The organism is Paenibacillus aurantius (genome assembly GCF_032268605.1).
In the GTDB taxonomy this organism is placed as follows: Bacteria; Bacillota; Bacilli; order Paenibacillales; family NBRC-103111; genus Paenibacillus_AO; species Paenibacillus_AO aurantius.
On record NZ_CP130318.1, the window covers coordinates 4,209,399 to 4,231,732 of the forward strand.

The 22,334-nt window shown below is 56.3% G+C and carries 20 protein-coding genes; 7 read left to right on the forward strand and 13 right to left on the reverse strand.

The annotated features are described in order from the left end of the window. Nucleotides 1-14: 14 nt before the first annotated feature. Nucleotides 15-812, reverse strand: a complete 798-nt coding sequence (locus tag MJA45_RS19090; protein WP_315603492.1) for a GTP diphosphokinase — start codon at nucleotides 810-812, stop codon at nucleotides 15-17. 72 nt (nucleotides 813-884) lie between these two features. After that, complete coding sequence (locus MJA45_RS19095; protein ID WP_315603493.1) at nucleotides 885-1,985, reverse strand: quinone-dependent dihydroorotate dehydrogenase; 1,101 nt, start codon at nucleotides 1,983-1,985, stop codon at nucleotides 885-887. A 186-nt stretch (nucleotides 1,986-2,171) separates the two neighbouring features. On the opposite strand from MJA45_RS19095, the gene MJA45_RS19100 reads away from it, so the two are divergent. Next, nucleotides 2,172-2,303 (forward strand): hypothetical protein, encoded by a 132-nt coding sequence (locus MJA45_RS19100; protein WP_315603494.1) that lies wholly within the window; start codon nucleotides 2,172-2,174, stop codon nucleotides 2,301-2,303. 82 nt (nucleotides 2,304-2,385) lie between these two features. Here the strand turns inward: MJA45_RS19100 and MJA45_RS19105 are convergent, their stop codons facing one another. From MJA45_RS19105 to MJA45_RS19115, 3 genes are read right to left on the reverse strand one after another with little or no spacing between them, the layout of a single operon-like run. Further along, on the reverse strand, nucleotides 2,386-3,798 hold the full coding sequence (locus MJA45_RS19105; protein WP_315603495.1) for a L,D-transpeptidase family protein: 1,413 nt from the start codon (nucleotides 3,796-3,798) through the stop codon (nucleotides 2,386-2,388). Between the two features lie 45 nt (nucleotides 3,799-3,843). Continuing rightward, the gene (locus tag MJA45_RS19110) at nucleotides 3,844-5,466 is read right to left on the reverse strand and encodes a stalk domain-containing protein (protein ID WP_315603496.1); all 1,623 of its coding nucleotides are present in this window, start codon (nucleotides 5,464-5,466) and stop codon (nucleotides 3,844-3,846) included. 23 nt (nucleotides 5,467-5,489) lie between these two features. After that, nucleotides 5,490-7,472 (reverse strand): FecR family protein, encoded by a 1,983-nt coding sequence (locus MJA45_RS19115; RefSeq protein ID WP_315603497.1) that lies wholly within the window; start codon nucleotides 7,470-7,472, stop codon nucleotides 5,490-5,492. 208 nt (nucleotides 7,473-7,680) lie between these two features. Between MJA45_RS19115 and MJA45_RS19120 the strand changes: the two genes are divergently transcribed. Then, a complete protein-coding gene (locus tag MJA45_RS19120; RefSeq protein ID WP_315603498.1) occupies nucleotides 7,681-9,507 on the forward strand; it encodes a CHASE2 domain-containing protein in 1,827 nt (608 codons plus the stop codon). Between the two features lie 98 nt (nucleotides 9,508-9,605). Here the strand turns inward: MJA45_RS19120 and MJA45_RS19125 are convergent, their stop codons facing one another. Both MJA45_RS19125 and MJA45_RS19130 read right to left on the reverse strand, forming a co-directional pair. After that, entirely contained in the window at nucleotides 9,606-9,842 is a 237-nt protein-coding gene (locus tag MJA45_RS19125; protein WP_315603499.1) for a ferredoxin, read from the reverse strand. A 105-nt stretch (nucleotides 9,843-9,947) separates the two neighbouring features. Further along, on the reverse strand, nucleotides 9,948-11,246 hold the full coding sequence (locus tag MJA45_RS19130) for a DNA polymerase IV (RefSeq protein ID WP_315603500.1): 1,299 nt from the start codon (nucleotides 11,244-11,246) through the stop codon (nucleotides 9,948-9,950). A 206-nt stretch (nucleotides 11,247-11,452) separates the two neighbouring features. On the opposite strand from MJA45_RS19130, the gene cimA reads away from it, so the two are divergent. Beyond that, nucleotides 11,453-13,069, forward strand: a complete 1,617-nt coding sequence (cimA, locus tag MJA45_RS19135) for a citramalate synthase (protein WP_315603501.1) — start codon at nucleotides 11,453-11,455, stop codon at nucleotides 13,067-13,069. Nucleotides 13,070-13,167: 98 nt separating this feature from the next. Here the strand turns inward: cimA and MJA45_RS19140 are convergent, their stop codons facing one another. Beyond that, entirely contained in the window at nucleotides 13,168-13,701 is a 534-nt protein-coding gene (locus tag MJA45_RS19140) for a TlpA disulfide reductase family protein (RefSeq protein WP_315603502.1), read from the reverse strand. A 177-nt stretch (nucleotides 13,702-13,878) separates the two neighbouring features. Here MJA45_RS19140 and MJA45_RS19145 point away from each other — a divergent pair, with 177 nt between their 5' ends. Together MJA45_RS19145 and MJA45_RS19150 are read left to right on the forward strand one after the other, a co-directional pair. Next, nucleotides 13,879-15,180 (forward strand): MFS transporter, encoded by a 1,302-nt coding sequence (locus MJA45_RS19145; protein ID WP_315603503.1) that lies wholly within the window; start codon nucleotides 13,879-13,881, stop codon nucleotides 15,178-15,180. A gap of 63 nt (nucleotides 15,181-15,243) precedes the next feature. Continuing rightward, nucleotides 15,244-15,684: a M67 family metallopeptidase gene (locus MJA45_RS19150; RefSeq protein WP_315603504.1), complete on the forward strand. Its 441-nt coding sequence runs from the start codon at nucleotides 15,244-15,246 to the stop codon at nucleotides 15,682-15,684. Here MJA45_RS19150 and MJA45_RS19155 read toward each other — a convergent pair. From MJA45_RS19155 to MJA45_RS19170, 4 genes are all read right to left on the reverse strand, one after another. Then, nucleotides 15,671-16,411: an exonuclease domain-containing protein gene (locus tag MJA45_RS19155; protein WP_315603505.1), complete on the reverse strand. Its 741-nt coding sequence runs from the start codon at nucleotides 16,409-16,411 to the stop codon at nucleotides 15,671-15,673. The two genes, MJA45_RS19150 and MJA45_RS19155, sit on opposite strands and share 14 nt — an antisense overlap. Next, on the reverse strand, nucleotides 16,398-17,507 hold the full coding sequence (locus MJA45_RS19160) for a DUF294 nucleotidyltransferase-like domain-containing protein (RefSeq protein WP_315603506.1): 1,110 nt from the start codon (nucleotides 17,505-17,507) through the stop codon (nucleotides 16,398-16,400). The genes MJA45_RS19155 and MJA45_RS19160 overlap by 14 nt, the downstream gene beginning before the upstream one ends. 54 nt (nucleotides 17,508-17,561) lie before the next feature. Next, nucleotides 17,562-18,959, reverse strand: coding sequence for an ammonium transporter (locus MJA45_RS19165; protein WP_407083166.1), 1,398 nt, complete (start codon nucleotides 18,957-18,959; stop codon nucleotides 17,562-17,564). Nucleotides 18,960-19,260: 301 nt separating this feature from the next. Next, nucleotides 19,261-19,761 carry a C40 family peptidase gene (locus MJA45_RS19170; RefSeq protein ID WP_315603507.1) on the reverse strand — a complete coding sequence of 167 codons (501 nt, stop codon included), beginning with the start codon at nucleotides 19,759-19,761 and terminating at the stop codon, nucleotides 19,261-19,263. Nucleotides 19,762-20,081: 320 nt separating this feature from the next. On the opposite strand from MJA45_RS19170, the gene MJA45_RS19175 reads away from it, so the two are divergent. Further along, entirely contained in the window at nucleotides 20,082-20,513 is a 432-nt protein-coding gene (locus MJA45_RS19175; RefSeq protein WP_315608062.1) for a MerR family transcriptional regulator, read from the forward strand. A 24-nt stretch (nucleotides 20,514-20,537) separates the two neighbouring features. Next, the gene (locus MJA45_RS19180) at nucleotides 20,538-21,224 is read left to right on the forward strand and encodes a zinc metallopeptidase (protein ID WP_315603508.1); all 687 of its coding nucleotides are present in this window, start codon (nucleotides 20,538-20,540) and stop codon (nucleotides 21,222-21,224) included. Nucleotides 21,225-21,345: 121 nt separating this feature from the next. Here MJA45_RS19180 and MJA45_RS19185 read toward each other — a convergent pair whose 3' ends face one another. Continuing rightward, nucleotides 21,346-22,236: a glutamate biosynthesis transcriptional regulator GltC gene (locus MJA45_RS19185; protein ID WP_315603509.1), complete on the reverse strand. Its 891-nt coding sequence runs from the start codon at nucleotides 22,234-22,236 to the stop codon at nucleotides 21,346-21,348. Nucleotides 22,237-22,334 lie beyond the last annotated feature (98 nt).

Below are 22,334 nucleotides of genomic sequence, written 5' to 3' on the forward strand. Positions count from 1 at the left end.
CTTTCCCCCTGCCGCTAATGATCTTTCTTCGCGCGGGAGAGCGATTGTTCAATGGCGACCGAGAGCTGCTTCAATCCCCAGATATCTTCCTTCTCCCACATCTCATTAAACTGCAGCTGGAACTGCGCCGCTTCCCGGATCCGGTTATAGAAGTAGAGCCGCTGAATGTCATTCATCAGCTTGCTGACCACGTTGCTCTTATCCTCGAACGCCTTCTGGGACTCCGTAATTTCATCGCGGATGCTCGACATCTCCTGGTCGAGCTGATAGGCGGCTTCCGCCGCCTTGCTCAGCCTCCGGGTCACGTCCTCGGGGAGAGCGCCTTTGTATTTGTAATTAAGGGAGTGCTCGATCGTCGCCCAGAAATTCATGGCGAGCGTACGGATCTGAATTTCCGCCAGCACCTTTTTCATCCCTAGCGAGGTCTGCACCGGATATTCCACAATAATGTGATAGCTCCGGTAGCCGCTCTCCTTTTTGTTCGTGACATAGTCTTTGAAATAAACGACGGTCAGGTCCTGCCGCTCGCGTATAATGTGGGACAGCCTCTCAATGTCTTCCACGAACTGGCACATGATGCGGATTCCTGCGATGTCCTCGATGCCGGTCTCGATTTGATCCATGCGGACGTTTAGCCGTTTGGCTTTGTCCAATATGCTCGATATTCGTTTAACGCGCCCGGTTACGAACTCAATGGGAGAGTATTCCTCCCGGCTTTTGAGCTCCGTCCGGAGCAGCTTGAATTTCATTTTCAGCTCTTCTACGGCCTGTTCATAAGGGAGAAGAAATTTGCTCCAATCTCGTCCGTCCATCTAGATAAACCCCTTCCTTCGCCAGTGCTTCCTCCGTTCCTGCGATCTTTGGATACGGCTGCCGGACGAGCACTAGCTTCTGTGATCCGCACCTACCGCTTCAGAGATGTTCGTGAAGCCGTCCTTGCGCAGCAGGTCAAGAAGGCCTCCATTCAGCTTGCGCAGAAGCTCCGGTCCTTCATAGATTAGCGAAGTGTAAATTTCAACCAGACTTGCTCCCGCCTTGATCTTGTCATAAGCATCCCTCGCATCGAATATGCCTCCGCAGCCGATAATCGGGATTCGGCCTCCGGTATGAGCATAGATCCGGCGGATAATGTCCGTCGTTCTTGCGGTTAACGGGCGCCCGCTTAATCCTCCCGTTTCCGACGCATGCCGGTTCTTAAGTCCTTCCCGGCTTATGGTCGTGTTGGTGGCGATAATGCCGGAGGCTCCGCTTTCTACGATCGTATCCACGATATAATCGAGCTCGGGCTCGCTCAGGTCCGGTGCAATCTTGACGAGCACCGGCTTTCCTCCGTCGCCGGCCAGCTGCTGCTGCCGGGCCATTTCGTCCTTGACGGCAGCCAGAAGCCGGCGGAGTTCATCCCCGTGCTGCAGGTTTCTAAGCCCCGGCGTGTTCGGCGAGGAGATATTGACCACAAAAAAATCACCGTATGTATACAGCCTGCGGATACATGCCCGGTAATCGTCCTCGGCCGATTCATTTGGCGTCGCCTTGTTCTTACCGATATTGACCGCAACGGGAATCGGCCTCTTGCGGATTCCCTCCAGATTGCGGGCCATCTCTTCGGTTCCGACATTGTTGAAGCCCATCCGGTTCACAAGAGCGAGATCCTCAGGGAGGCGGAACAACCGGGGCAGCTCATTGCCCGGCTGGGGCTTAGGCGTTACCGTGCCGACCTCCATGAACCCGAAGCCGACGGCCGAAAAAGCCTCCACTGCTTCCCCGTTCTTATCGAGACCCGCCGCAAGCCCTACGGGATTCGGGAAGTCAATCCCGAACAGCTTAACCGCAAGCTCAGGCCGCTTGGATACCCCATAGAGCGAACGCAGCAGAGCGATGGAGCCCGGCAAGGAGGCGGATTTGTTAAGCCCTCCGATCAGCAGATGATGGGCGCTTTCCGCCGACATCCGGAACAGCGCGGGTTTTACTAATGATTTGTAAAGCATGCCAACAACACTCCGTTTTCCTTATGACTTCTATCGATCAGTTTATCTTTTTCCGCACAAAAAGGAAAGGGGCGGCCACCCAAAAACGACCCCGGCCGAAAGCAAATCCCCCCTGCTAATCCGCTTTCATTATGTTAAACTATAGGAAGATAAAGGTCTAATTCCACCAAAGGACGGTCGATTCCCGTGAAAAGAAAAGCAACCCCCGTGTCCCGCAGAGCCAAGAACGAAGTCAACAAAAAGGCCATTGTCTGGGCAGGCTCCATCCTGGCCGCCATCGTCATTCTTATGGCTGTCCTCCTTATTATTAACCGCTAGTTAAAAAAGGAGCCGTCACCGATTAAGCCGGGGCGGCTCCTCTGTTATGGAAGGCGATCTGGCCGGATGGCGGCAGAAGCGGCTAATCCAGCCAGCGATACCGGGTCCCCGGGTTGGTTTCCTTGACCTGGGGTGCCAAGCGGAAGCGGGGGACCGAATGGGCGGGCTCATCCGGGGAAAGCGTGCCCTCCGCAGCAATGGTGACCCGGGTTCCTTTCGGCACGAGATCGTACAGCTCCTCGAGGTCCTCCCTCAGCATCCGGATGCACCCGAGAGACTCGTCCTTGCCGATGCTGGACGGCTTATCGGTTCCATGGACGGCGTAGCGGGGATCCGACAGCGTCATCCCCCGGCTGCCGTATTCACCGTTCGACCGTCCGTTCGGATTCCGGACCTTCTCGGTAATCTCGAACACTCCCTCGGGAGTCCGGTCCCCGCCGAGCCCCGTCCGATAGCTCCTCAGGATGACATCCCCGCTGACAAGAGCCAGGCGATGGCTCGCTTTGTCGATGATGATCTCGAGAGGTTCGTTCAATCCCTTAGCCTTTGCGGGGCTGCCGGCTGGCGCTGGGGCTTTCGGAGAGGCTTTCTCTCCGCTCTGAGGTTGTCCCTCACCCCCGGCTATCTCTCCCGCTAATTCGGCGAACGCTTCCTTCATATAAGAGGTATAACCCGGCAGCCAATTATCGGGATAAGGGCGGACCAGTTCCTCCACCGTCTCCGGAAGCTTTCCATTCCGGCTTCGGAAATGGGTAACGGCGGAACGGAGCACGGCGAGCTGTTCCTCTTCTTCCTGCCACTTCTCCACCGTCCTGGCCGCCTCTTTTCCGTCCGCCGGCTCGCATTCGCACGTTTCCCGATTGTGGTAGCGCACCGTTACGTTCCCGCCGTCAGCGGAACGCTCCGCCGTGGCCAGAGGGACCAGCTTCTGCGCCCAATCCAGCCACTTCCCGTCGGAAGACGTGCGGGCTCCGGCGAGAATGGATATCGTCTCTCCCTTGGAAGGCGCTACTAGAATCTCCTTAAGCCGTTCTTTCCATTCATTAGGCTTCCCGATCCCTCCGGCCAGATAAACGTCGGTGCGGGGCTCTCCGTTGGAGGGCACGGGCCGAGCAACGGCCTCTGACTCCTGCAGGAAGGGCGGACCGGCCGGCAGCTCGGATCCGGAAAGGGGGGCCAGGAGAAGGAGCAGGAAAGGGAGCGCAAATGCCATTCGGCCAATCACGGCCCCCCCTCGTCTCCTCCCGGCCTCCGTTTCGGCCTCGTCAGGGGAGCTTAGGCTGCCGGCACGCTTATCCGCGGCGAGCCGCTCCTTAACATCCTGAAGGGTAAAAGGCGGTTCCTTCTTCTCAAAGGCCGCATATATTTCCCCTGCCTTGGCGTAGCAGTAGTGGGCCTTCCCCTGCTTGCCCTGGGCTTCGTATTCTTTTCCCAGGAGGTACCAGCCCATCTGATTGCCGGGGTGGTCCGCCACGAACTTTTTGAGAAAGACCATGTCCTCCTTCAACGCTCATCCCCCGTTCCTGAACTCCCAGCCCTTCTATCTAGGCATCATCCCGTACGGATCGCGGATGATGACAAGCTTCTCCGGCCCAAGCCACTGGACATCGAATCCCGCTTCTTCCGCAAAGAACCGGACCGGGACAAAGGTCCGGTCCTTGCTGAGATAAGGCGCCGTGTCCATGGTATGGATTTCCTTTGGGCTATCCCCTTCCTGAACCGAGATGGCCTTTTGGCCGATTGCGAACTCAAGAGACCGACTGCCGCGGGTCAAGCGCACACGCCGGCCATCGTGCAGATAGTCGACCCGGTAACCGAGGCTCTCCGCTACCTGCCTTACCGGCACCATCGTACGGCCGTCCGTAAGCTCAGGCTCCGCCTCGAGGGATAGCGTCTTCTCTCCCACGGCTATCCGTAAAGATGAACTTCCTGCACCTGCCGCCGGCAGAGAATAATAGGTGATTTGACGCAGCTTATTGTTGTAGGAATCGGCTACCAACAGGCTTCCGTCCGGTCTAACCGCCACATCCGCCGGAAGATGAAGCTCTCCGCTCTCTTCGATCCCGTCGAGCTCCCCTACGAACTGCTCTCTCTCCCCCGCTATCGTGGTGACCCTTCCGTCGGCGAGACGCCGGATGGAATGATTCAGGCTGTCCGCAATAAGAAGCGCACCGGCTGCATCCAAGGCGAGTCCGCGGGGAGAATGAAATTTCGCGTTGCCGGCGGGGCCGTCGGCAAAATCCCCCTCGGCGTAAAGCGCGTCCTTCCCGTAGAGGGAACGGGAGCCGCCGGTCCCGCCCCCAGCCGCCGTTGTAACGGTTCCGGTGCGGAAGTCGATGTAACGAATGCGCTGATTCCCCGTATCGCTCACATACAGGTTCCCTTTCGCATCGAGAACAAGGCCGGACGGCTCGTTGAACTCCGCCTGGTCGAGACGCCCGTCCCGGTAATTTCCGGCAAACTGGGGCTTACCGGGGACCGCTTCGACAACACGGGAGGAGGGGTGGTTCAAGGTCGTCACCTTACCGGAAGGATCGATCCGCCGGATGGCATGATTGAGCGTATCCGCCACATAGACCACTCCGTCCGCGGTCACGGCGACGTCTCTCGGATGGTTGAAACGGGCCTCCACGCCGATTCCGTCGGAAAGGCCTGCCTGCCCGTTACCGGCCAAGGTGGAGACCGTTCCATCCGGACGAACGACCCGAACGGCGTGATTGCCCGGATCCGCCACATACAGCCGGCCTGACGCATCGGCAGCGAGCCCTTCCGGTTCGCGGAAGAGTGAGGCGCCGGACGGGCCGTCGAGCAGGCCTCCCACCGGAAAGCCTCTGCTGTCCTTTTCGACGGTCACGCCGGCGAGCGTGCTCACTTTCCCTTCCTGGATCCGCCGGATGACTTGGCTTCGGGTATCCGACACGATTTCGCTTCCGTCGGAAAGGACGAGCACCGAGCCCGGCTCCCGGAAGGAAGCCTCGGCAAGCGGGCCGTCCTGAAGTGCGAAGTCACCGGTGCCAGCATACGTCGCCAGCTCGCTAAGAATTCGTCCTTTCTCGCCGAGGACGGGGGAATTCCCGGCATCCATAGCGGATACGGCCGGCACCGGGATAAGCCAAAGGGAAACGGCAAGGGAAAGCAGGGGCCAAGCAGTCATTTTTTTCATACGCTTCTCCTTACGTCAATAAGTTAGTTAGCATCCGTCCGGACTACGGCTGTATATTCGGTTGTACCGGACGAGACCCAAACCGCTTCTCCCCGGCTGTTCACCCATTTGAATTTCGACACCAGAAAGCGCATGTCTTCGCCAGTTAAGAGTGCAGGATCTACTAGCAGAGGAAGACGAAGGAGTCTCTTCTGAGCCGCGGAGGCCGGCAGGTCGGCATATTCCCCTGCCGTATAAGCAGCCGCCGCATAGATCAGCTGCTGCCGGCTGCCGGACCGTTCCCGGAAAATCAGCGATTCGAGCCGTGAGGAAGGCAGAAGCTCGCTCGTTGTGGCTGAATCGGCCTTGATAAAGCGGGATGACAGGTCAAGCTCCACCTGAACGCCGTAAAAGGCGGGGACGTTCTGGACGGTGATGTCCAGGTAAGCTTGCCGGTAATCTTCCCCATTCACAGTCCCAGGAAGAAGGTTCAGGGCTGCCGTCAATTGGGGAGCCGGAGCCTCCGTCGGTGCCGGGGTTGCGGTCGGGGTAGGAGCGGCGCTGCTACCCGGACTGCTTCCCGGACTACCTCCCGGGCCTGCGCTCGCCGTTGGAGCAGGCGTTGGAGATGGAGTCTCGACCGGTGTCCTTTCGGGTGTTCCCGTTGGCGTTGGAGCGGACGATGGCCCGGGGGTAGGCCCCGGTACGTTTCCGCCGCCGGTCCCCGGCACGGGAACCAGCCCTCCCTCCGCCTTCCTCGCCCTCTCCAGAAAGTCCTCCCGCTCCTGGCCGCTAAGCTGGCTTAGGTAAGCGAGCTTGGCTTTCTCCGCCTGTTCCTTCTCGTACTGCTCGTTCGCCTGATGGAGCCGCTCTCTCTTCTCTGCTAGGGCCCCGTAGGCTTCACGCCCGATCCGCAGCAGGGCATCCAGTATGGTCTGCTCCTGCTTCTGAATAAGCTTCTCCTTCTGCTCCTCCAGCTCAGGGAAAAGCTTGGCTTGCAGCCGCTTCATCTCGTCTGAAACACCGGCCGAACGGTCGATAGTCTTTACCTCCGACAGGTTCAGGACTTCGCCGCCCGCCTGCTCCTTCATTTCTTGTAGCAGGCGGTTTACCTCGGAGGCGCTCATTTTTCCTTGGTCGAGCCCTTCCTTGACGATATTTCCCACCATCTGATCGAAATTGCTAAATACGCTTTTCAGCTTCTCCGGCGTTTCCGTTTGCAAGGGAGAAGCCGCCCCCTCTTTGACCGCGGTTCCTCCGTTCGCCAGCTGCTTCTCCAGCGTCTTCTTCTGTTCCTCCAGCTCCTTGTCGATATCCTGCTTGTTCCGGAGGATTCTTTCGATAACTTCCGGAGACGAATAGCGAACCAGTTCGGATACGTCCACAATCGTCACTTTCGGGTCCAAGTCCTCCACCTCGCCCCTGGGGCCAACGGTGATTTGCTGGGTCGGAAGAAGCAGCACTTGGCTTCCGGTCGAACGGTCCTTCACGGTTACCAAACCGGAGGCCGCGGTCACGTAGGTCTCCTCCGTTGACGGGTTCGCACGGACGAACCAATGAGTGCCCCGTACCCCCATGACGGCGCTTGAGGTTTCAATCTCCATCTCGTCGGTCCCCGTCAGATGCTGGATTTTGGACCAGATGGCGCCGGCCCACATCCGGATCTTGCTCGTTTTGCCGGAGCCTTTCTTGGCGAGCTCCGACAGGTACACTTCCGAATTCGCGTCAATGGTAAATTCAGAGCCTGTGTCCTGCAGCTTGATCGAAACGTAGGAATGGTCCCCGGTCCTTATGTAATCGCCCTGGTTCAAGCCCATATCCACATAGACCTCGTAGGCACGCGAACCCCCCGCGCTCTTCACGGTTGCCTCACCGCCCACCTCGGTTACCACGGCTACCCTTCCCGATTTGGCCGCCGCTATGCCGGTCCCGAGCCCGGGACAGAGCCCAACCAGAAGAAGCAGACTGAGTAGCAGCCCGGCCCCTTTCCGGCCCCCTCGCCTTAGCGAGCTAATCGATTCTATCATTTGTCTTCCCCTTCCTGTTTTTCCCTATCTTTCTATCATTGTAATTCTCTCATAAGAGGACTGCAATTCCAGTTTCCTAGGAACGGATAGCTTCCCCCTTCCGTCTTTCGACTTTTTACGCGTGATTCTTTGTTCCTATATTGTCGCTGGCCGGTTTTTGTATTATTGTTTTCCTAGATTCATAAAATGGGATAAAAGTAGGGAAGCCATGAGAAAGACTCTGTTAAAAACCGCCGTCCCTGCCAATGCCGTTATGGTACTCGCCGTTCTGCTTCTCCTGCTGACGGATTCCTTGAATGCGCTTAAGCTGTCCCTCTATGATTTCCATATGCGGATGACCATGGATCACCGGTACCATCATGACATCGTTGTCGTAGGCATCGATGACCAGTCCCTGAAGGAGATAGGAAGTTGGCCCTGGGACCGTACAGCCTATATCCCCCTGCTTCAGAAGCTCGAAAATGCCGGAGCCAAAGTCATTGCGTTCGACATCCTCTTCAGTGAAAAAGGCGACCCGGACAGCGACCGGAGCCTGGCGGAAGAGCTCGAGAAGCATCGGAACATTGTCCTGCCGGGCCAGGCTGTCTTTGAAGGAAGCTACAACGATGTGGCGAACGGGAGTCTTGCCAAACAGAACCGGAACCAGGCGCCGGCCGCCAAACGGATGAATCTGCCTTTGGACCTGTTCGGCAAAGCCTCCCAACCCGCTCATCTTAATGCCGCCGTGGATGGAGACGGCGTGATCCGCCGGACGTACCTGCAAATCCGGACTCCCTCCGGCTTGTTCCCTTCGCTTGCATTGAAAGCCGCCGAAATGGCTGGGGTGGATACCCGGTCCGTCACGAAACGGTTTCCTTACTCCATGCCCATCCGTTACGACCTGCTGTCGGAGGATATCCAGTACATTCCTTTCTCCAAGGTTCAAACGGGCAGCTACAACCTGAAGGACCGCATCGTGCTCGTGGGCTTTACCGCTTCCGGCTTTGAGAACGATGACGGAATGACGCCTGTCGAAGGAAGAACCAAGCTGGTGTACGCTCAAGCGAACATCATCAACCAGCTTATGCAGGGTCGTTTATTGAAAGAAGCGGAAGCCCGCCTTTCCCTGCCTCTGCTGTTCCTGTTCCTCGCCGCCGGCTGGTGGCTTACGCGGAGAACCCGGCCTGCAGCAGGAGCTGGCTTCCTCCTGCTCCTTGCCCTTCTCGCCCTTGCCGCCCAATATGCCGCTTTCTCAGCCGGGTATTTCGTAGATGCCGTCTATCCGTTAACCGCTATGCTTCTGGCTTATTTGGTGAACTTGTCCGTACAGGTTTATCAGGAATCCAGGCACAAGCAGCACATCGTTCAGCAGTTCGGCCGGTACCTGTCCCCCGAAGTCGTGAAGGAAATTGCCGGAAGCGATCAAGCCATCGGAGTGGGCGGCGTGAATAAAGTGCTGACCATTCTGTTCCTGGATGTGAGAGGGTTTACGGCTCTGTCCGAGAAGCTAAGGCCCGAAGAAGTCGTCGGCTTTCTCAACCGGATGTTCGATTTGATCACGGAGAAGGCGCATGCCCACCACGGCACCATTGATAAATTTATCGGCGACGCGGCCATGATTCTTTATAACGCCCCTCTGGATGTTCCCTATCATGAATACCATGCCGTCCGGACCGCTTATGACATTCAGCAGGGAATGGAAAAGGTTCGAGCCGAGGTAAAGGAGCTGTACGGAGTCACCATCAGCGTGGGGATCGGCATTCATACCGGAGAGGTTGTCGTCGGAAACATCGGCTCTTCCGTGAGAGTCGATTATACGGCGATTGGGGATAATGTGAACCTGGCGGCCCGTATTGAGTCGCAGGCGGCGGCCAACCAGATTCTCGTCTCGGAAGCAACCCGGGTGCGCACGCTTGATTATTTCGAATACCTCTCCGTCGGAGAGAGGACATTAAAAGGCAAAACGTCCGCGTTTCCTTTATATGAAGTGACCGGAGCGCTTGGCACCCCCGAACCGCCTGGCGGCGGCTTGAAGGAAAGAAGAAAGCCCCGGTAACCCCCATCCTGACTACCATTTCCTATCAAAAAAAGCTCCTCCTCCCTGTAGCCAGGGAGGCAGGAGCTTGTCTTGTTATAAGAGGATGGTCCGTCTGATTAGTTGTTGAACGGAGCGTCGGCTACTTTGATGGAATCCGTTGGGCATCCGTCTTGAGCGTCTTGAAGATCGTCATAAAGGTCTTCCGGAATTTCGGTGTTCCCTTTGTTGCCGTCTCCTTCATAGATCGTCTCGGCCAGACCCTCATCGTCGTAATCGTAAATGTCAGGTGCCGTAGCGCCGCAAGCACCGCAGGCGATACAGGTTTCCTTGTCTACCCAAGTATACTTTGCCATGTGATAGTTTCCTCCTCAATAATTTCCTCAAAGTAACTATAATACAAAAGCCTATAAAGTTCAATTCCTTACGAGCGCCCTTATTGTTCGTGCAACCCTGTCAAACTATTCGCCCGAATCGCTCTTGGCAGCCTTTAAATGATCCATTTGCAGAGAGGTTCCTCTAACCTTGTGATTGCGGATCAGCGACGAAGGATCGCTGCCGATCATGCCGGCGGTCAGAATGGCGCTTTCGCCAAACTTATCGCGGATGCGGTCCATCGCCTGGGTCAGGCTCTCCTTCTTCGGCTGCTGCTCGTAGCTGAACAGATCGAGCTGAATGGCCGACTCGGCCTTCGGCTGCAGATTCTGAAGCGTGATGCCGAGCAGGCGGACCGGCTTCCCGGCCTGCCAATTCGCTTCGAACAGCCGGCAGGCCTCCCGATACAGGTCTTCATAGTTCTCCGTCGGCACGGGAACCGTGCAGGAGCGGGTAATCGTCCGCATGTCCGGATCCCGGATGGTAATCTGGATGGTGCTGCCGACAAGCCCCTGCCTCCTCGCTCTTCTCGCCACCTGGTCCGCCAGGTTAAGGAAGACCCGCTGAATATCCGCCGGATCGGTAAAATTGCTCGGAAGCGTCGTCGTGTGCCCGACGGACTTGCTGGGCTCGCGGACCGGATTAACGGGCGATTCGTCGTGGCCGTTCGCCGCCCGTTTAAGCCAGGCGCCCAGCACGCCGAACTCGCGCGTCAGCAGCGCTTCCCCGGTATGGGCGAGCTCGCCGACCGTGCGGATGTTCAGCTTCAGCAGCTTCTCCGCCGTCTTTCCGCCGATGCCATAGATGGTGTCGCACGGCTTATCCCACAGAATGAGCGGAACGTCGCGAAGGCGGAGGACCGAGATGCCGTTAGGCTTTTTCATATCGGAGGCGATTTTCGCCAGAAGCTTGTTGGGCGCTACCCCGATGGAGCATGGCAATCCAAGCTCGTTCCGGATCCGGGTCTGAATGGTTTCCGCTATTTCGAGCGGGGCTCCGAACTGCTTCGAGCCGGTAATATCCACGAAGCACTCGTCTATGGACATCGCCTCGATCTGGGGAGAGTAATTCCCAACAATGTCCATGAAGCGGCGGGAAAAGTGGCGGTAGAGATGAAAATCCGGCTGGATCAGAATAAGCTCCGGACAGGCCTTAAGCGCCTGGCTGACCAGCATGCCCGTCCGGACTCCGCTGGCCCTTGCCTTATAGGAGGAAGTCACCACGATGCCCTTGCGCAGCTCCACGCTTCCCGCCACGGCCACCGCCTTGCCCCGGTACTTGTCCGGCTCGACCGCTTCATGCACCGAGCAGTAGAAAGCATTCATATCAATATGTAGAACAACCCGCCCTTTTTTGGGATAAAAGCCTTCCGCCGACCGGTTCATCTCCGTCCTCCTTCCCGCGGTTTCCTTCCGTCTTCGTATTCATTCCCTAAAGCATAGCTTCCGTCCTTCAAGAGGTCAACTCTCCTCTCCTGCGGAAACAGCCCGGACTTGCCACTCCCCCACAAATCCCCTGTCCTCCGGCGGAGAATATGGTATAATGAAACAATATCTTTTGGAATGGAATTGGAGCTAGGAGGAACGAAACTATGTCTACTATCATCTCGGTCTTTGACACGACCCTCCGGGACGGAACCCAGGGAGAAGGCATCAGCCTGTCGGCGGAGGATAAGATCAAAATCGCACTTAAACTGGACACCTTGGGTGTCCATTATATAGAAGGCGGAAATCCGGGCAGCAACAGCAAGGATATCGAATTCTTCCAGCGTGTTAAGCAGCTGAAGCTCCAAGCCAAGATTACGGCGTTCGGGAGCACCCGTCGCAAGGGCGCCATCGCCGAATCGGATGCCAACCTTAACCGGATCATTGAATCGGGGGTGCAGGCGGCCACGCTCGTCGGCAAGGCATGGGATTTCCATGTTCATACCGCCCTGCAGACGACCCTTGAAGAGAACCTCGCCATGATTTACGATTCGTTCCGCTACCTGAGCAGCAAGGGAATGGAGACGATCTATGACGCCGAGCATTTCTTCGACGGCTACAAGAACAATTCCGAATACGCCATCGCCGCGCTTAAGAAGGCCGAGGAAGCCGGTGCCGCATGGGTCGTGCTGTGCGATACTAACGGCGGGACCCTCCCCGGCGAAATTCACGAAATCGTTTCGCGGGTGCGGGAGCAGATCTCGACACCGATCGGCATCCATACGCATAACGACTGCGAGCTCGCGGTCGCTAACACGCTGGCCGCCGTACAGGCCGGCGCCCGCCAGATCCAGGGCACCATTAACGGCTACGGAGAAAGGTGCGGCAACGCCAACCTCTGCTCCATCCTGCCGAATCTGCAGCTTAAGCTCGGCTACTCCTGCGTAACCGACGACCAGCTCAAGCTTTTGACCGGGACCGCCCGCTACGTAAGCGAGATCGCCAACGTCAACATGCCGGTCAACCAGCCTTATGTCGGAAACGCCGCTTTCGCCCATAAGGGCGGGATACACGTGTCCGCGATCCTGAAGGATTCCAAAACGTACGAGCACATCCAGCCGGAGCTTGTAGGCAACAAGCAGCGTGTACTTGTTTCCGAGCTGGCCGGGCAGAGCAACCTCTTGTTCAAGGCCCAGGAACTCAACCTGAACCTCAATATGGAGAACACGGAGACGCGCGCCATGATCGACCGGATCAAGGAGCTGGAGCACCAGGGCTATCAATTCGAAGGGGCGGACGCCTCCCTGGAGCTCATGCTGAGGGAAGCCTCCGGGGACCTGGAGGAAATCTTCACGCTCGAATCCTTCAAGCTTCTGGTTGAGAAAACGAAGGACCGGTCGGTCGTTTCCGAAGCCATCGTTAAGGTGAAGGTTCATGGAGAGACCGTCTATACCGCGGCGGAGGGCAACGGCCCCGTCAATGCGCTGGATAACGCCCTTCGCAAGGCGCTGTACCAGTTCTATCCGCAGATCGACGATATGCACCTGTCCGATTACAAGGTCCGGGTAATTAACGAGAAGGATGCTACGGCGGCCAAGGTCCGCGTGCTCATCGAGTCCACCGACTTCAGCAACAGCTGGAACACCGTCGGCGTCTCGGAGAATGTCATTGAAGCAAGCTGGCAGGCCCTGGTGGACAGCATCCGGTATGCCCTCATCGGCAAAACCCGCTCCCCTCAGTCCGCCGAGGCTCCAAGAGAACGGCTCGGGCTTGTTAACCACTAACCCCTGCGTTTCCTAAATAAAAAGCTGTCTAACCGTCCCTTTACCGGGATGGATTAGACAGCTTTTTTAACGTTGGCGGACCAGAGCTTATGGAAACGTTAAGAATCAGCGAATTCCTTTAATTTCTTCTCCAGCTCTTTGCCCGGTAAATAGTGGATCACATCCACAATGACTCCGTTGCGGTCCACGAGAAAGCTCGTCGGGATCACCTGAACCTGGTATAACTCCGCAGCCTTCCCTTCCTTATCAAGCAGAACCGGAAATGGATAGGGGTACTGGTCCAGAAATTCCTTCACTTCCTTCAAGTTGTCCCCTTTGGTCACGTTCACCGCATAGATGTCCAGCTTGTCTTTAAGCTTGTCATAAATACGCATCAAATCGGGGGCTTCCGCTTCGCACGGACCGCACCAGGACGCCCAGAAGTTCACAAGAAGGGGTTTCTCCCTCTTCCCCCCTACGGAATAAGACTGATTGTCCATGCCCGTAAGGGTAAAGCTTGGCGCCAGAAATTGCGGTTTGGGGGCCGTTTCGGAAGGCAGCACCACCGCCTCTTCCTTCGCCGAAAGGTTCTGGTACACGGCCAGTCCGGCAAGGAGGCCAATGATCAAGATGACCAGCACATTCTTCTTCATCTCTCGCGTCAGTCCCTTTCGTTATCGTTACCCGTTCTTTCTATAATATCTCCAATGCTCCCGCATTTCCATCCTTCGCGTCTGACAGTCCCATGAACTTTTTGGGAACGGTGGAGGGGTATGGACGGCGGAAGGCGCGGGAATATTAGTTACACCATTGCGGAAGGGAGTCCCCATATGCAGAACGTCAAAGAGAAACGGCTTCGAATCCGGTTTGAAAGCGACATGGAGCCCAAAGAGCCCCAAGCCAAAAGCAAAAAAGCGAGCAAAGGGAAGGATGCGGGGGGAAAGGGACAAATTTGGGAGTTCATCGCCATTGCCACCATACCTTTGGTTATGGTACTCGGGAATTCCATGCTCGTGCCCATTCTTCCGGAGATGATGACGCAGATGGGCATCACCAAAACCCAAAGCAGTATGGTCATTACGCTTTTCTCGGTGACAGCCGGTTTGTTTATTCCGCTATTCGGATACTTGTCCGACCGCCTTACCCGGAAAAAAGTTATCATTCCTTCCCTTATTCTTTACGGAGCAGCCGGGATCCTGTCCGGTTTCGGGGCGGTTTGGGGCTCCTACACCATCGTCATTATCGGCCGTGCTCTTCAAGGCTTGGGAGCAGCCGGAACGGCACCCATTGCAATGGCTTTGGTGGGCGACATGTACAAGGGAGGGACGGAGAGCAAGGCGCTTGGTCTGACGGAGGCTTCGAACGGCACCGGGAAAGTGGTGAGTCCGATCCTCGGCTCCCTGCTGGCGCTAATCGTCTGGTACGCGGCTTTTTTTGCCTTCCCGGTCTTCTGTGTCCTCTCCATTCTGGCTGTTATTTTCCTCATCAAGGAGCCGAAGAAGGATAAGGAGCCGCCCAAGCTGAGGGAGTACCTTCATCGCATATCCACCGTTCTTAAGAAAAAAGGCCGCTGGCTCATTACGTCGTTCTTCGCCGGTTCGCTTGCCTTGTTTATCCTGTTCGGGGTGTTGTTCTTTCTTTCCAATATTCTGGAAGAAGCCCCCTATTCGATCGACGGCATCCGCAAAGGCTTTATTCTTGCCATTCCTCTGCTGGGCATGGTGGCTACCGCCTATATCACGGGCAGCCGGATCAAGAAGAACGGGATCCTCATGCGTTGGCTGATGAACATCGGCCTCATTCTCATGACGGTCTCGCTCGGCCTGACCATCTTCTTCTTTAAGAACCTGTACCTCTTAATCGGCCTCCTAACGGTCAGCAGCATAGGGACCGGGCTGATTCTTCCCTGCTTGAACACTATCATTACGGGAGCCGTCGCCAAATCGGAACGGGGCATGATCACCTCCCTGTATAACTGCCTGCGATTCCTCGGGGTCGCCGCCGGCCCTCCCTTGTTCGGCTGGATGATGGACAAATCACACGGGCTTATCTTCATAACGGTGTCGTCCCTGTCGCTTATTACACTCGGGCTGGTATTCTTTCTCATCAAGCCGGATAAACAGGTGAGCTGACCATAGACGTTACGAGGCCTCCGGCCGTGGGCTATAATAGAAGGAGAAAAGGAGGAACCGCCCTTGATCCTGACCACACCGACCGTCCTGGCTCAAGTGATCGCCCATTGCCAACAGGAATGGCCCCAAGAAGCCTGCGGCCTCCTGCTCGGCAGCCCGAACGGCGGGGACGTGCAGGTTTCCGCGGCGGAGCCGCTTCGCAACCTGTCCCGGGACCCCCGCCTGCACTTCCTCGCCGACCCGGAAGCGTGGATCGCATTCCTGTATGCCGACCGGACGGAGGCCCGTTCCCTGGTCGGCCTTTATCATTCCCATCCGACGGAGCCGGCCGTCCCTTCTGCAAGCGATGCTGACAGCCTATGGACCTTCCCGGCGTATTGGATCGTTTCTCTCCGTAACCGGGACACTCCCGAGGTGAAGGGGTACCGGCTGGAAGGGGCCTCTGGACAACAAAAAAGCCCCCTCGTCTTCAGGGAGCATTCCATTCGGCTTATCGCTGACTAAGATGGGCGTAAAGGTCGCCCAAGGTCAGCACATTCTTCTCGGCCATAAGCGCCAGCATCCCGGCCCACAGCTGCGCCGTCATTAGGGAATCCGCCAAGGCGTGGTGGCGGTTTTCGGCCCGGATCGAGTATTTCTCCAGAAGAATATCGAGCCCGTAGTGGGGCATCCCGGGATGAAGCCATTTGCCGAGCATCATCGTATCCACGATCCGGTGAGTGAGCGCCGTTTTGGACGTTTTCCACAGGGCGGAGCGGAGAAATGGCTTGTCATGGCCGGTTCCGTGGGCAATCAGGACCCGCCGGTGGACGAAGGCCAGAAAGCGGCTCAGCACATCAAGCAGGTCCGGCGAGGCAGCGGCCATTTCGTTCGTAATGCCGGTCAGCCGGATCACGTCTTCGGGGATCTTTCGGCTGCACTGGACCGTGCTGTAGAACGTTTCCTCCTCCAGCACGACCCCTCCCTTAACCGCCACCGCCCCAACCGCTATAATTTCATCTCCATGATAAGGAGAAAAACCGGTCGTTTCCAAATCGAAGACGACCGCCTCCATTTCCTGCAGCCGGATCTCATACATGGATTCCTTCCGCTGCTCCTTCATCATGGAGCGGATGAAAGCCATATGCTGCGCGCTTCGGGGGTCGAACATGGACGTGAAGGCCGGAGCGATCCCCCCCATCTTATAGAGGTTCCACATTCCCTGCTTCCCCGTAGGTCTAATCGGCTTCATAACCGGCTTCCTCCTCCTTCAACAAGGACTTGGTCTGCCGCTTCACCTGTTTCTTTACTTCGGCACGAAGCTTGCGGCCGACGGCGAGAGCATGCTTAAGCTCCTTTTGCACCTCTGCCGTTAGTAAGGTTCGGTTTAAATACGGATGATTATGGTACAGACCGTTCTCCTCGCGGCGGGGAACCAAGGCGCGGACATGCAGCACCTCCAGAAAAGCCTGCCGCCAATAACCTGCCGTCCCGCTGCCGATCGCCTGAATGCGATGCAGGGCTTTCACCCGATCCAAGGTCGAGGCTTCCGTCAGCCCGAAGCAGACGGCGAGCATACGGATCCCGTTGACCAGCGGAATGTAAGCCCCGTACTTAACATCGAATCCGCCCGCGTCCTCGCCATATCTTTCGGTAACGATCCGGCCGAAAAAGCCGGAGGCTGTCTTGCGGTGCAGCGTATTATGAAGCATTCGCTCCAGCAGAACCGTATCCCGGCGGGCTTCCCCGAAAAGCTTCTCCACAATGACCCGGCACAGCCTCTCATCCCCGTAAACGCAGCGCAGGTCGGAGGAAATAAGAAGATACCGGACGGATTCCCAGGTCAGCTCCTGCTCCCAGCCGGCAAGCATTTCCAGATAGGCCTTTAGAGGCTTTCTCCACTGCGGGTTGGTGCAGATGACCCCGCCCTCGCAGGGGGGATACCCCGCCTCCTGAAGCCCCTCGGAAATCGCCGCAGCCAATCGCTCAAAATAGGCCTCCACCGCTTCTTCTTCCCCTTGGGAAGGATTCTGGTACAGGAGCCCGTTGTCCTGATCGCTCCACAGCGTCTGCTCCCGGCGCGCCCCGCTTCCATACAGAACAAAAGCATAAGGGACGGGGGCAGCCCCCATCCCTTCTTCCTTTAGCAGCTGTTCCGCCAGCTGCACCGTTCGCCGGATCACCGCATCGTGAAGATCGTTGACCCCGCCGTACCAGGCAGCTGTCTGTTCAGGAGGAGGGACAGCCGCGAGGGGGCCGCTGAGCTCCATCCGGAGCTCCAGCAGTTCCGCGAAGTGCTCCGCCCGGCTTATTCTCTCTCGGATGGCTTCCGGCCGAACCCTTCTCACAGCAGCATCCCCGCCTTCTAATAGTAAGGTGATTGAAGAATCATCAGGCTGGGATTATCCGACCAGGCTTCCGCTTGTGCCCGCTTTGGCTCCAGCCGTCTCGCCTGCCGCAGCTTCCGAAGCTTTCTTCATTTGCTCGGGGTAGCCGTAGGTTCCATGCTCGCTCAGGTCGAGACCAATGATTTCTTCCTCTTCCGTAACACGAAGACCGATAGTGGCTTTCATCAGCCCAAGAATAATGTAGCTGAGGATGAAGACGAAGGCAAACGCTCCGAATACCCCAAGGGCTTGAACCCCCAACTGATGAAGTCCCCCGCCGTAGAACAGGCCTGCACTACCGACGCCTACGCGTTCGGCAAGCTCCGGTGTAGCGAAGAAGCCGGTGGACAGCGTTCCCCAGATCCCGGCGATTCCATGTACGGAGAAAGCATAGATGGGATCGTCCACGCCGGCTTTCTCGAACCATTGAGCCGTGAAGAAGGTAATGATTCCCGCCAGAGCACCGATGACGACGGCGGCCCAAGGCTCAACAAAAGCACAGGCAGCGGTAATGGCGACCAGAGCGGCCAGAACCCCGTTCAGCATGCTGGGAATATCGGCCTTACCGAAGTACATCCAGGACACGATCAAGGCGGCTACCGCACCGGCAGCGGCGGCCAGATTTGTCGTAAGGGCAATGTAACCGAAGAAGCCGTCTCCCATGGCGCTCAGCGTGCTGCCCGGGTTGAAGCCGAACCAGCCGATCCACAGAATGATAACGCCGAGAACGGAGAATACTTGGTTATGACCGGGGATCAGGTTCGGAGTGCGGTCTTTGTTGTATTTGCCAATACGCGGCTTAAGCAGCAGAGTCGCAACAAGAGCGGCGGTCGCTCCCTGAAGGTGAACAACGGTCGACCCGGCAAAATCCTGCATCTTAAGATCGGCGAGCCATCCGCCGCCCCATACCCAGTGAGCGACGATCGGATAGATCAGGATCGTGTAAAGAACGCCAAACAAGAAGTAAACGGGAAGCTTTCCTCTTTCGGCAAATCCGCCCCAGGCAATGGCTAGGGAAACACCACAGAACGCCAGCTGGAACAGGAACTTTATTCCGATGGGAACATCGGAGAAGGAAAGGGATCCGAATGCGGCTTTGGCCTGCTCTTCCAATCCATTAACGAAGAACCCGGTTGTGCCGAAGAACGAGTTGCCTTCGCCAAAGGCCAATCCAAAGCCTACCGCCCAGAAAGCCAGGGCACAAATGCCGAAGGTCAGAATCGTTTTACCGGCAACGTGACCGGCATTCTTCATTCGGGTCGAGCCGGCTTCCAGAAGGGCGAAGCCTGCCTGCATGAAGATGACCAGAATGGCGGCCAGCATGACCCACACGGCGTCAATAGCCGCCTGGAGCTGAGGACTCGTCGCCTCGTCGGCCGCGAAGGCCATGGTCGGGAACAACAGAGTCAGCATCAGCACAGCAGCGGATAACTTCTTAATCAATATAACCACTCCCCAATGTCATAATATATAACATAACATCTTGTATGGAGTAATTATATGACCTCATGTTAGATAATGCAACATTAAATTTTATTTTCCTTGTTGAATTACACAAATCTAACATAGGAAGTTACAATTGTCGGTTTGGGACCTCTTCTTACTAAGCTAGCGGCCTGCCTATCCCAGCACTACTACCTTTGATCCATACAAAAAAAGGACCTGTTACAGGTCCTTTGCATGGCTTCCTTCTATTAAATAGGGGTGCGTACTCCTACAAGAAACGTTTGGAGGTTACGTAACGTCCCTTCCAGTAGCTGTTGAAGTACGAATAGGTAACGCCCGGCTTGCCGTAGGTGTGAAGCATCTTGCCGTTACCGGCATAGATGGCCACGTGGGTCACCCTGCTGCCGCTTGTTTTCGATGCCTTAAAGAAGATCAGGTCGCCCTTCTTCAGCTGGCTGATGGGGACATACTTCCCTTTTTTCGACTGCTGGCTGGAAGTGCGGGGGAGATAGACTCCCTGCTTCTTAAACAGATACTGCGTGAGGGAAGAGCAGTCAAAACGGTTGGTTACCCCGGACGGTGCTCCGAACTGGTAACGGACACCGAGAAAACGGTTCCCCATCTTAATAACGTTGTTAGCTTTCGAGACGCTATAAGCATGAGCTTGTCCAGCCGGCAAAGCCAGGGTGGCCGGAACCGCCGCAGTAAAAGTCAAGGTCAAGGCGATGGCTACTTTCGCTGCAAAATTCTTTCTGTTACGTTGTTCCACAATGTACCTCCTGATGTCTGACTTCAGCTGCCTGACCAAGGTTCTGGTTAGTTAGCGGCTGCTGTGAAACGAGTATAACAAATTTAAACCTGCCATCATTTACTACCATTGGCCTCATTGCAAGCGTGTTCTAGGTTTAGGTACCTTTGTGACAATTCCGTGAATAATTATTTTCTCATATGGGTTGACAGCCCTTTCAGCCGGTTGACAAGGGTTCAGGAGCCGAAGCGTACCGTTTGACTGTATGGTTTAATTTCAGTAGAATGGGGCATATAATGAAGAAATAACAAGTGCGGAGAGGGCGTGATGTTCTTGGGGATGTGAAGCTTTACCGGATCGGCCAGCTGTCGAAGCTGTCCAACCTAAGTCAGCGGACCATTGACTATTACACCAAGCTTGGTCTGATTGAACCCGAGAAGCGCTCGGACACCAATTACCGGTATTACAGTGATGAAACCTTGGTTCGTTTGAAACGTATTGAATCCTTGAAGAAAGAGAAGTATACCCTCGAAGAAATCAAAAACAGCCTAAAGGAACTGGACCGCGTCGGACACGACGATCTGGTTACGAACAAGCTGGCCGATCTCCAGGCGCGCATGCGCCAGCTGGAGAAGGAAGCCAAGGAGCTCGGACCGATGATCGAGCAGCTTAAACCCAAGCAGCTCAAGTACGTGTCAAAGATTCTGACACCCCAAAGCGCGGCCTGCATAGAGGCGATTTTGCTCCTTTTAGGGAAAGGACCTCTTCTCTAATCTCATATCAGGAGGTTTTCGCTAATGTTCTTTCACCCCATGGATTTTCTCATTCTGATTGCCTTCGGCTTGTCGATGTGGGCCTCTTTTCGGGTGAGGGGAACCTTTAACCGGTGGTCCGAGGTCAGGGCCATGTCAGGGATGACCGGATACGAAGCGGCCCGCCGCATGCTGGATCACAACGGCCTTCATGACATTCCGATCGAGCCGACTCCCGGCGCCCTGACGGACCACTACGATCCGATCCACAAGGTCGTTCGGCTGTCCGAGCCGGTTTACTACGAGAGTTCCATATCGGCTATTTCCGTCGCCTGCCACGAAGTGGGCCATGCCATCCAGCATAAAGTGCATTACCCGATGCTGGTCGCCCGCCACAAGATTTTCCCGGTCGTGAATTTTGCTTCCGGCGTGGCTCCATTCCTGCTCATTGCCGGGTTTCTGATGAGCATTTCTAATTTGATTCTGCTCGGCATCATCTTCTTCTCCGTAGCCGTTCTGTTCCAGGTCATCACGCTGCCGGTCGAATTCAACGCCAGCAACCGGGCCAAGCAGCTTATGGTCACCGAAGGCTTCATCTCCGGTGACGAAAGCCGCGGAGTAAGCAAGGTGCTTAACGCCGCCGCCCTTACCTATGTAGCGGCCGCTCTCGTTTCGCTTCTCCAGCTGCTGAAGTTCATCATGATTTTCAGCGGCAGCCGTTCCAACGAATAATCCTGCAAAGCGATTATGCTTGGCATCACTCAAAAGAGCCATCCCGCCGAAAAGCGGAATGGCTCTTTTCTTATTCCCAGCCGGCGGCTGGGGAAACACTTGTCAGGAAACTCGGCGTCCTTCAGCGGCTGCGGAAATAGTCAAGGAGAAACTGGCGGAAGCCTTCCGCTACAGGCGGAAGCTTCTCGTCCTTACGCCGCACAAGCCCCACGGTACGAGTTACCCGGGGCTCCGAAACTTTCACCATGGCCGGCTGAAGCGGCGAAATTTCAAGCAGGGCCATCTCGGGCAGCAGGCCAACCCCCATGCCGGCCGCCACCAGGCCGCGTATCGTATCCGTTTCTTCCCCTTCGAATCCGATCTTCGGAATAAAACCGGCCTTCTTGCAGGCTGCTAGAACGATTGAGCGAAGCGAATAGGCTTCACTGAACATAACAAACGGGTCTTCCCTAAGCTGCTCCAGCCGAATCATCTCCTCCCCCGCCAACGGGTGCTGGGCAGGCAGGATGGCGAGCAGCTCCTCTTCCATCAGGAGCTCACCGGCCACGTAATCATGGATCTCGGGAAACGGCGAGACGAACGACAGATCGATCTCCCGGTTGATAACATCCTTAACCAGGCTGTTAAAAGTCCCCTGCCGGAGACGGAACTTCACATTCGGATGGTTTTTACGGAATTCCGCCACGACGGTCGGAAGCAGGTTGATGCCGAGCGTATGGGGAAAGCCGATCCGGATCTCTCCCATGGCAGGATCCAAAAACTCGTGCACTTCTCCGACCGCCCGTTCCAAGTCATTCATGATGCCTTCCACCCTCTTAAGAAACAGCTTTCCTACGGGGGTCAGCTGAAGGTTGCGGCCCTTCTGGACGAATAGCGTCACCCCTAGCTCCTCCTCGAGCTGGTGTATCTGCCGGCTGACCGCCGATTGGGCGACATGGAGCTCCTCCGAAGCCTGGGTCACATGCTGCTTGCGGGCTACTTTGATGAAGTAATGCAATTGTCTTAGCTCCACTCTATAACCCCTTCTCAATTGGACAATCCCATTTCCAACAGTTTATAATAAGATGTGTCAAAACACCATCTATATCCTTAAAGGAGGAACCGGAAACC

Bases quoted from the DNA above. Each gene is read 5' to 3' on its own strand.
- MJA45_RS19120 (WP_315603498.1), top strand. From the start codon at position 7,681: ATGAGAAAGACTCTGTTAAAAACCGCCGTCCCTGCCAATGCCGTTATG.
- MJA45_RS19105 (WP_315603495.1), bottom strand. From the start codon at position 3,798: ATGGTCTTTCTCAAAAAGTTCGTGGCGGACCACCCCGGCAATCAGATG.
- MJA45_RS19155 (WP_315603505.1), bottom strand. From the start codon at position 16,411: ATGAAGCCGATTAGACCTACGGGGAAGCAGGGAATGTGGAACCTCTAT.
- MJA45_RS19145 (WP_315603503.1), top strand. From the start codon at position 13,879: ATGCAGAACGTCAAAGAGAAACGGCTTCGAATCCGGTTTGAAAGCGAC.
- MJA45_RS19115 (WP_315603497.1), bottom strand. From the start codon at position 7,472: ATGATAGAATCGATTAGCTCGCTAAGGCGAGGGGGCCGGAAAGGGGCC.
- MJA45_RS19180 (WP_315603508.1), top strand. From the start codon at position 20,538: ATGTTCTTTCACCCCATGGATTTTCTCATTCTGATTGCCTTCGGCTTG.
- MJA45_RS19090 (WP_315603492.1), bottom strand. From the start codon at position 812: ATGGACGGACGAGATTGGAGCAAATTTCTTCTCCCTTATGAACAGGCC.
- MJA45_RS19095 (WP_315603493.1), bottom strand. From the start codon at position 1,985: ATGCTTTACAAATCATTAGTAAAACCCGCGCTGTTCCGGATGTCGGCG.
- MJA45_RS19165 (WP_407083166.1), bottom strand. From the start codon at position 18,959: ATGCTGACTCTGTTGTTCCCGACCATGGCCTTCGCGGCCGACGAGGCG.
- MJA45_RS19110 (WP_315603496.1), bottom strand. From the start codon at position 5,466: ATGAAAAAAATGACTGCTTGGCCCCTGCTTTCCCTTGCCGTTTCCCTT.
- MJA45_RS19130 (WP_315603500.1), bottom strand. From the start codon at position 11,246: ATGAACCGGTCGGCGGAAGGCTTTTATCCCAAAAAAGGGCGGGTTGTT.
- MJA45_RS19140 (WP_315603502.1), bottom strand. From the start codon at position 13,701: ATGAAGAAGAATGTGCTGGTCATCTTGATCATTGGCCTCCTTGCCGGA.
- MJA45_RS19125 (WP_315603499.1), bottom strand. From the start codon at position 9,842: ATGGCAAAGTATACTTGGGTAGACAAGGAAACCTGTATCGCCTGCGGT.
- cimA (WP_315603501.1), top strand. From the start codon at position 11,453: ATGTCTACTATCATCTCGGTCTTTGACACGACCCTCCGGGACGGAACC.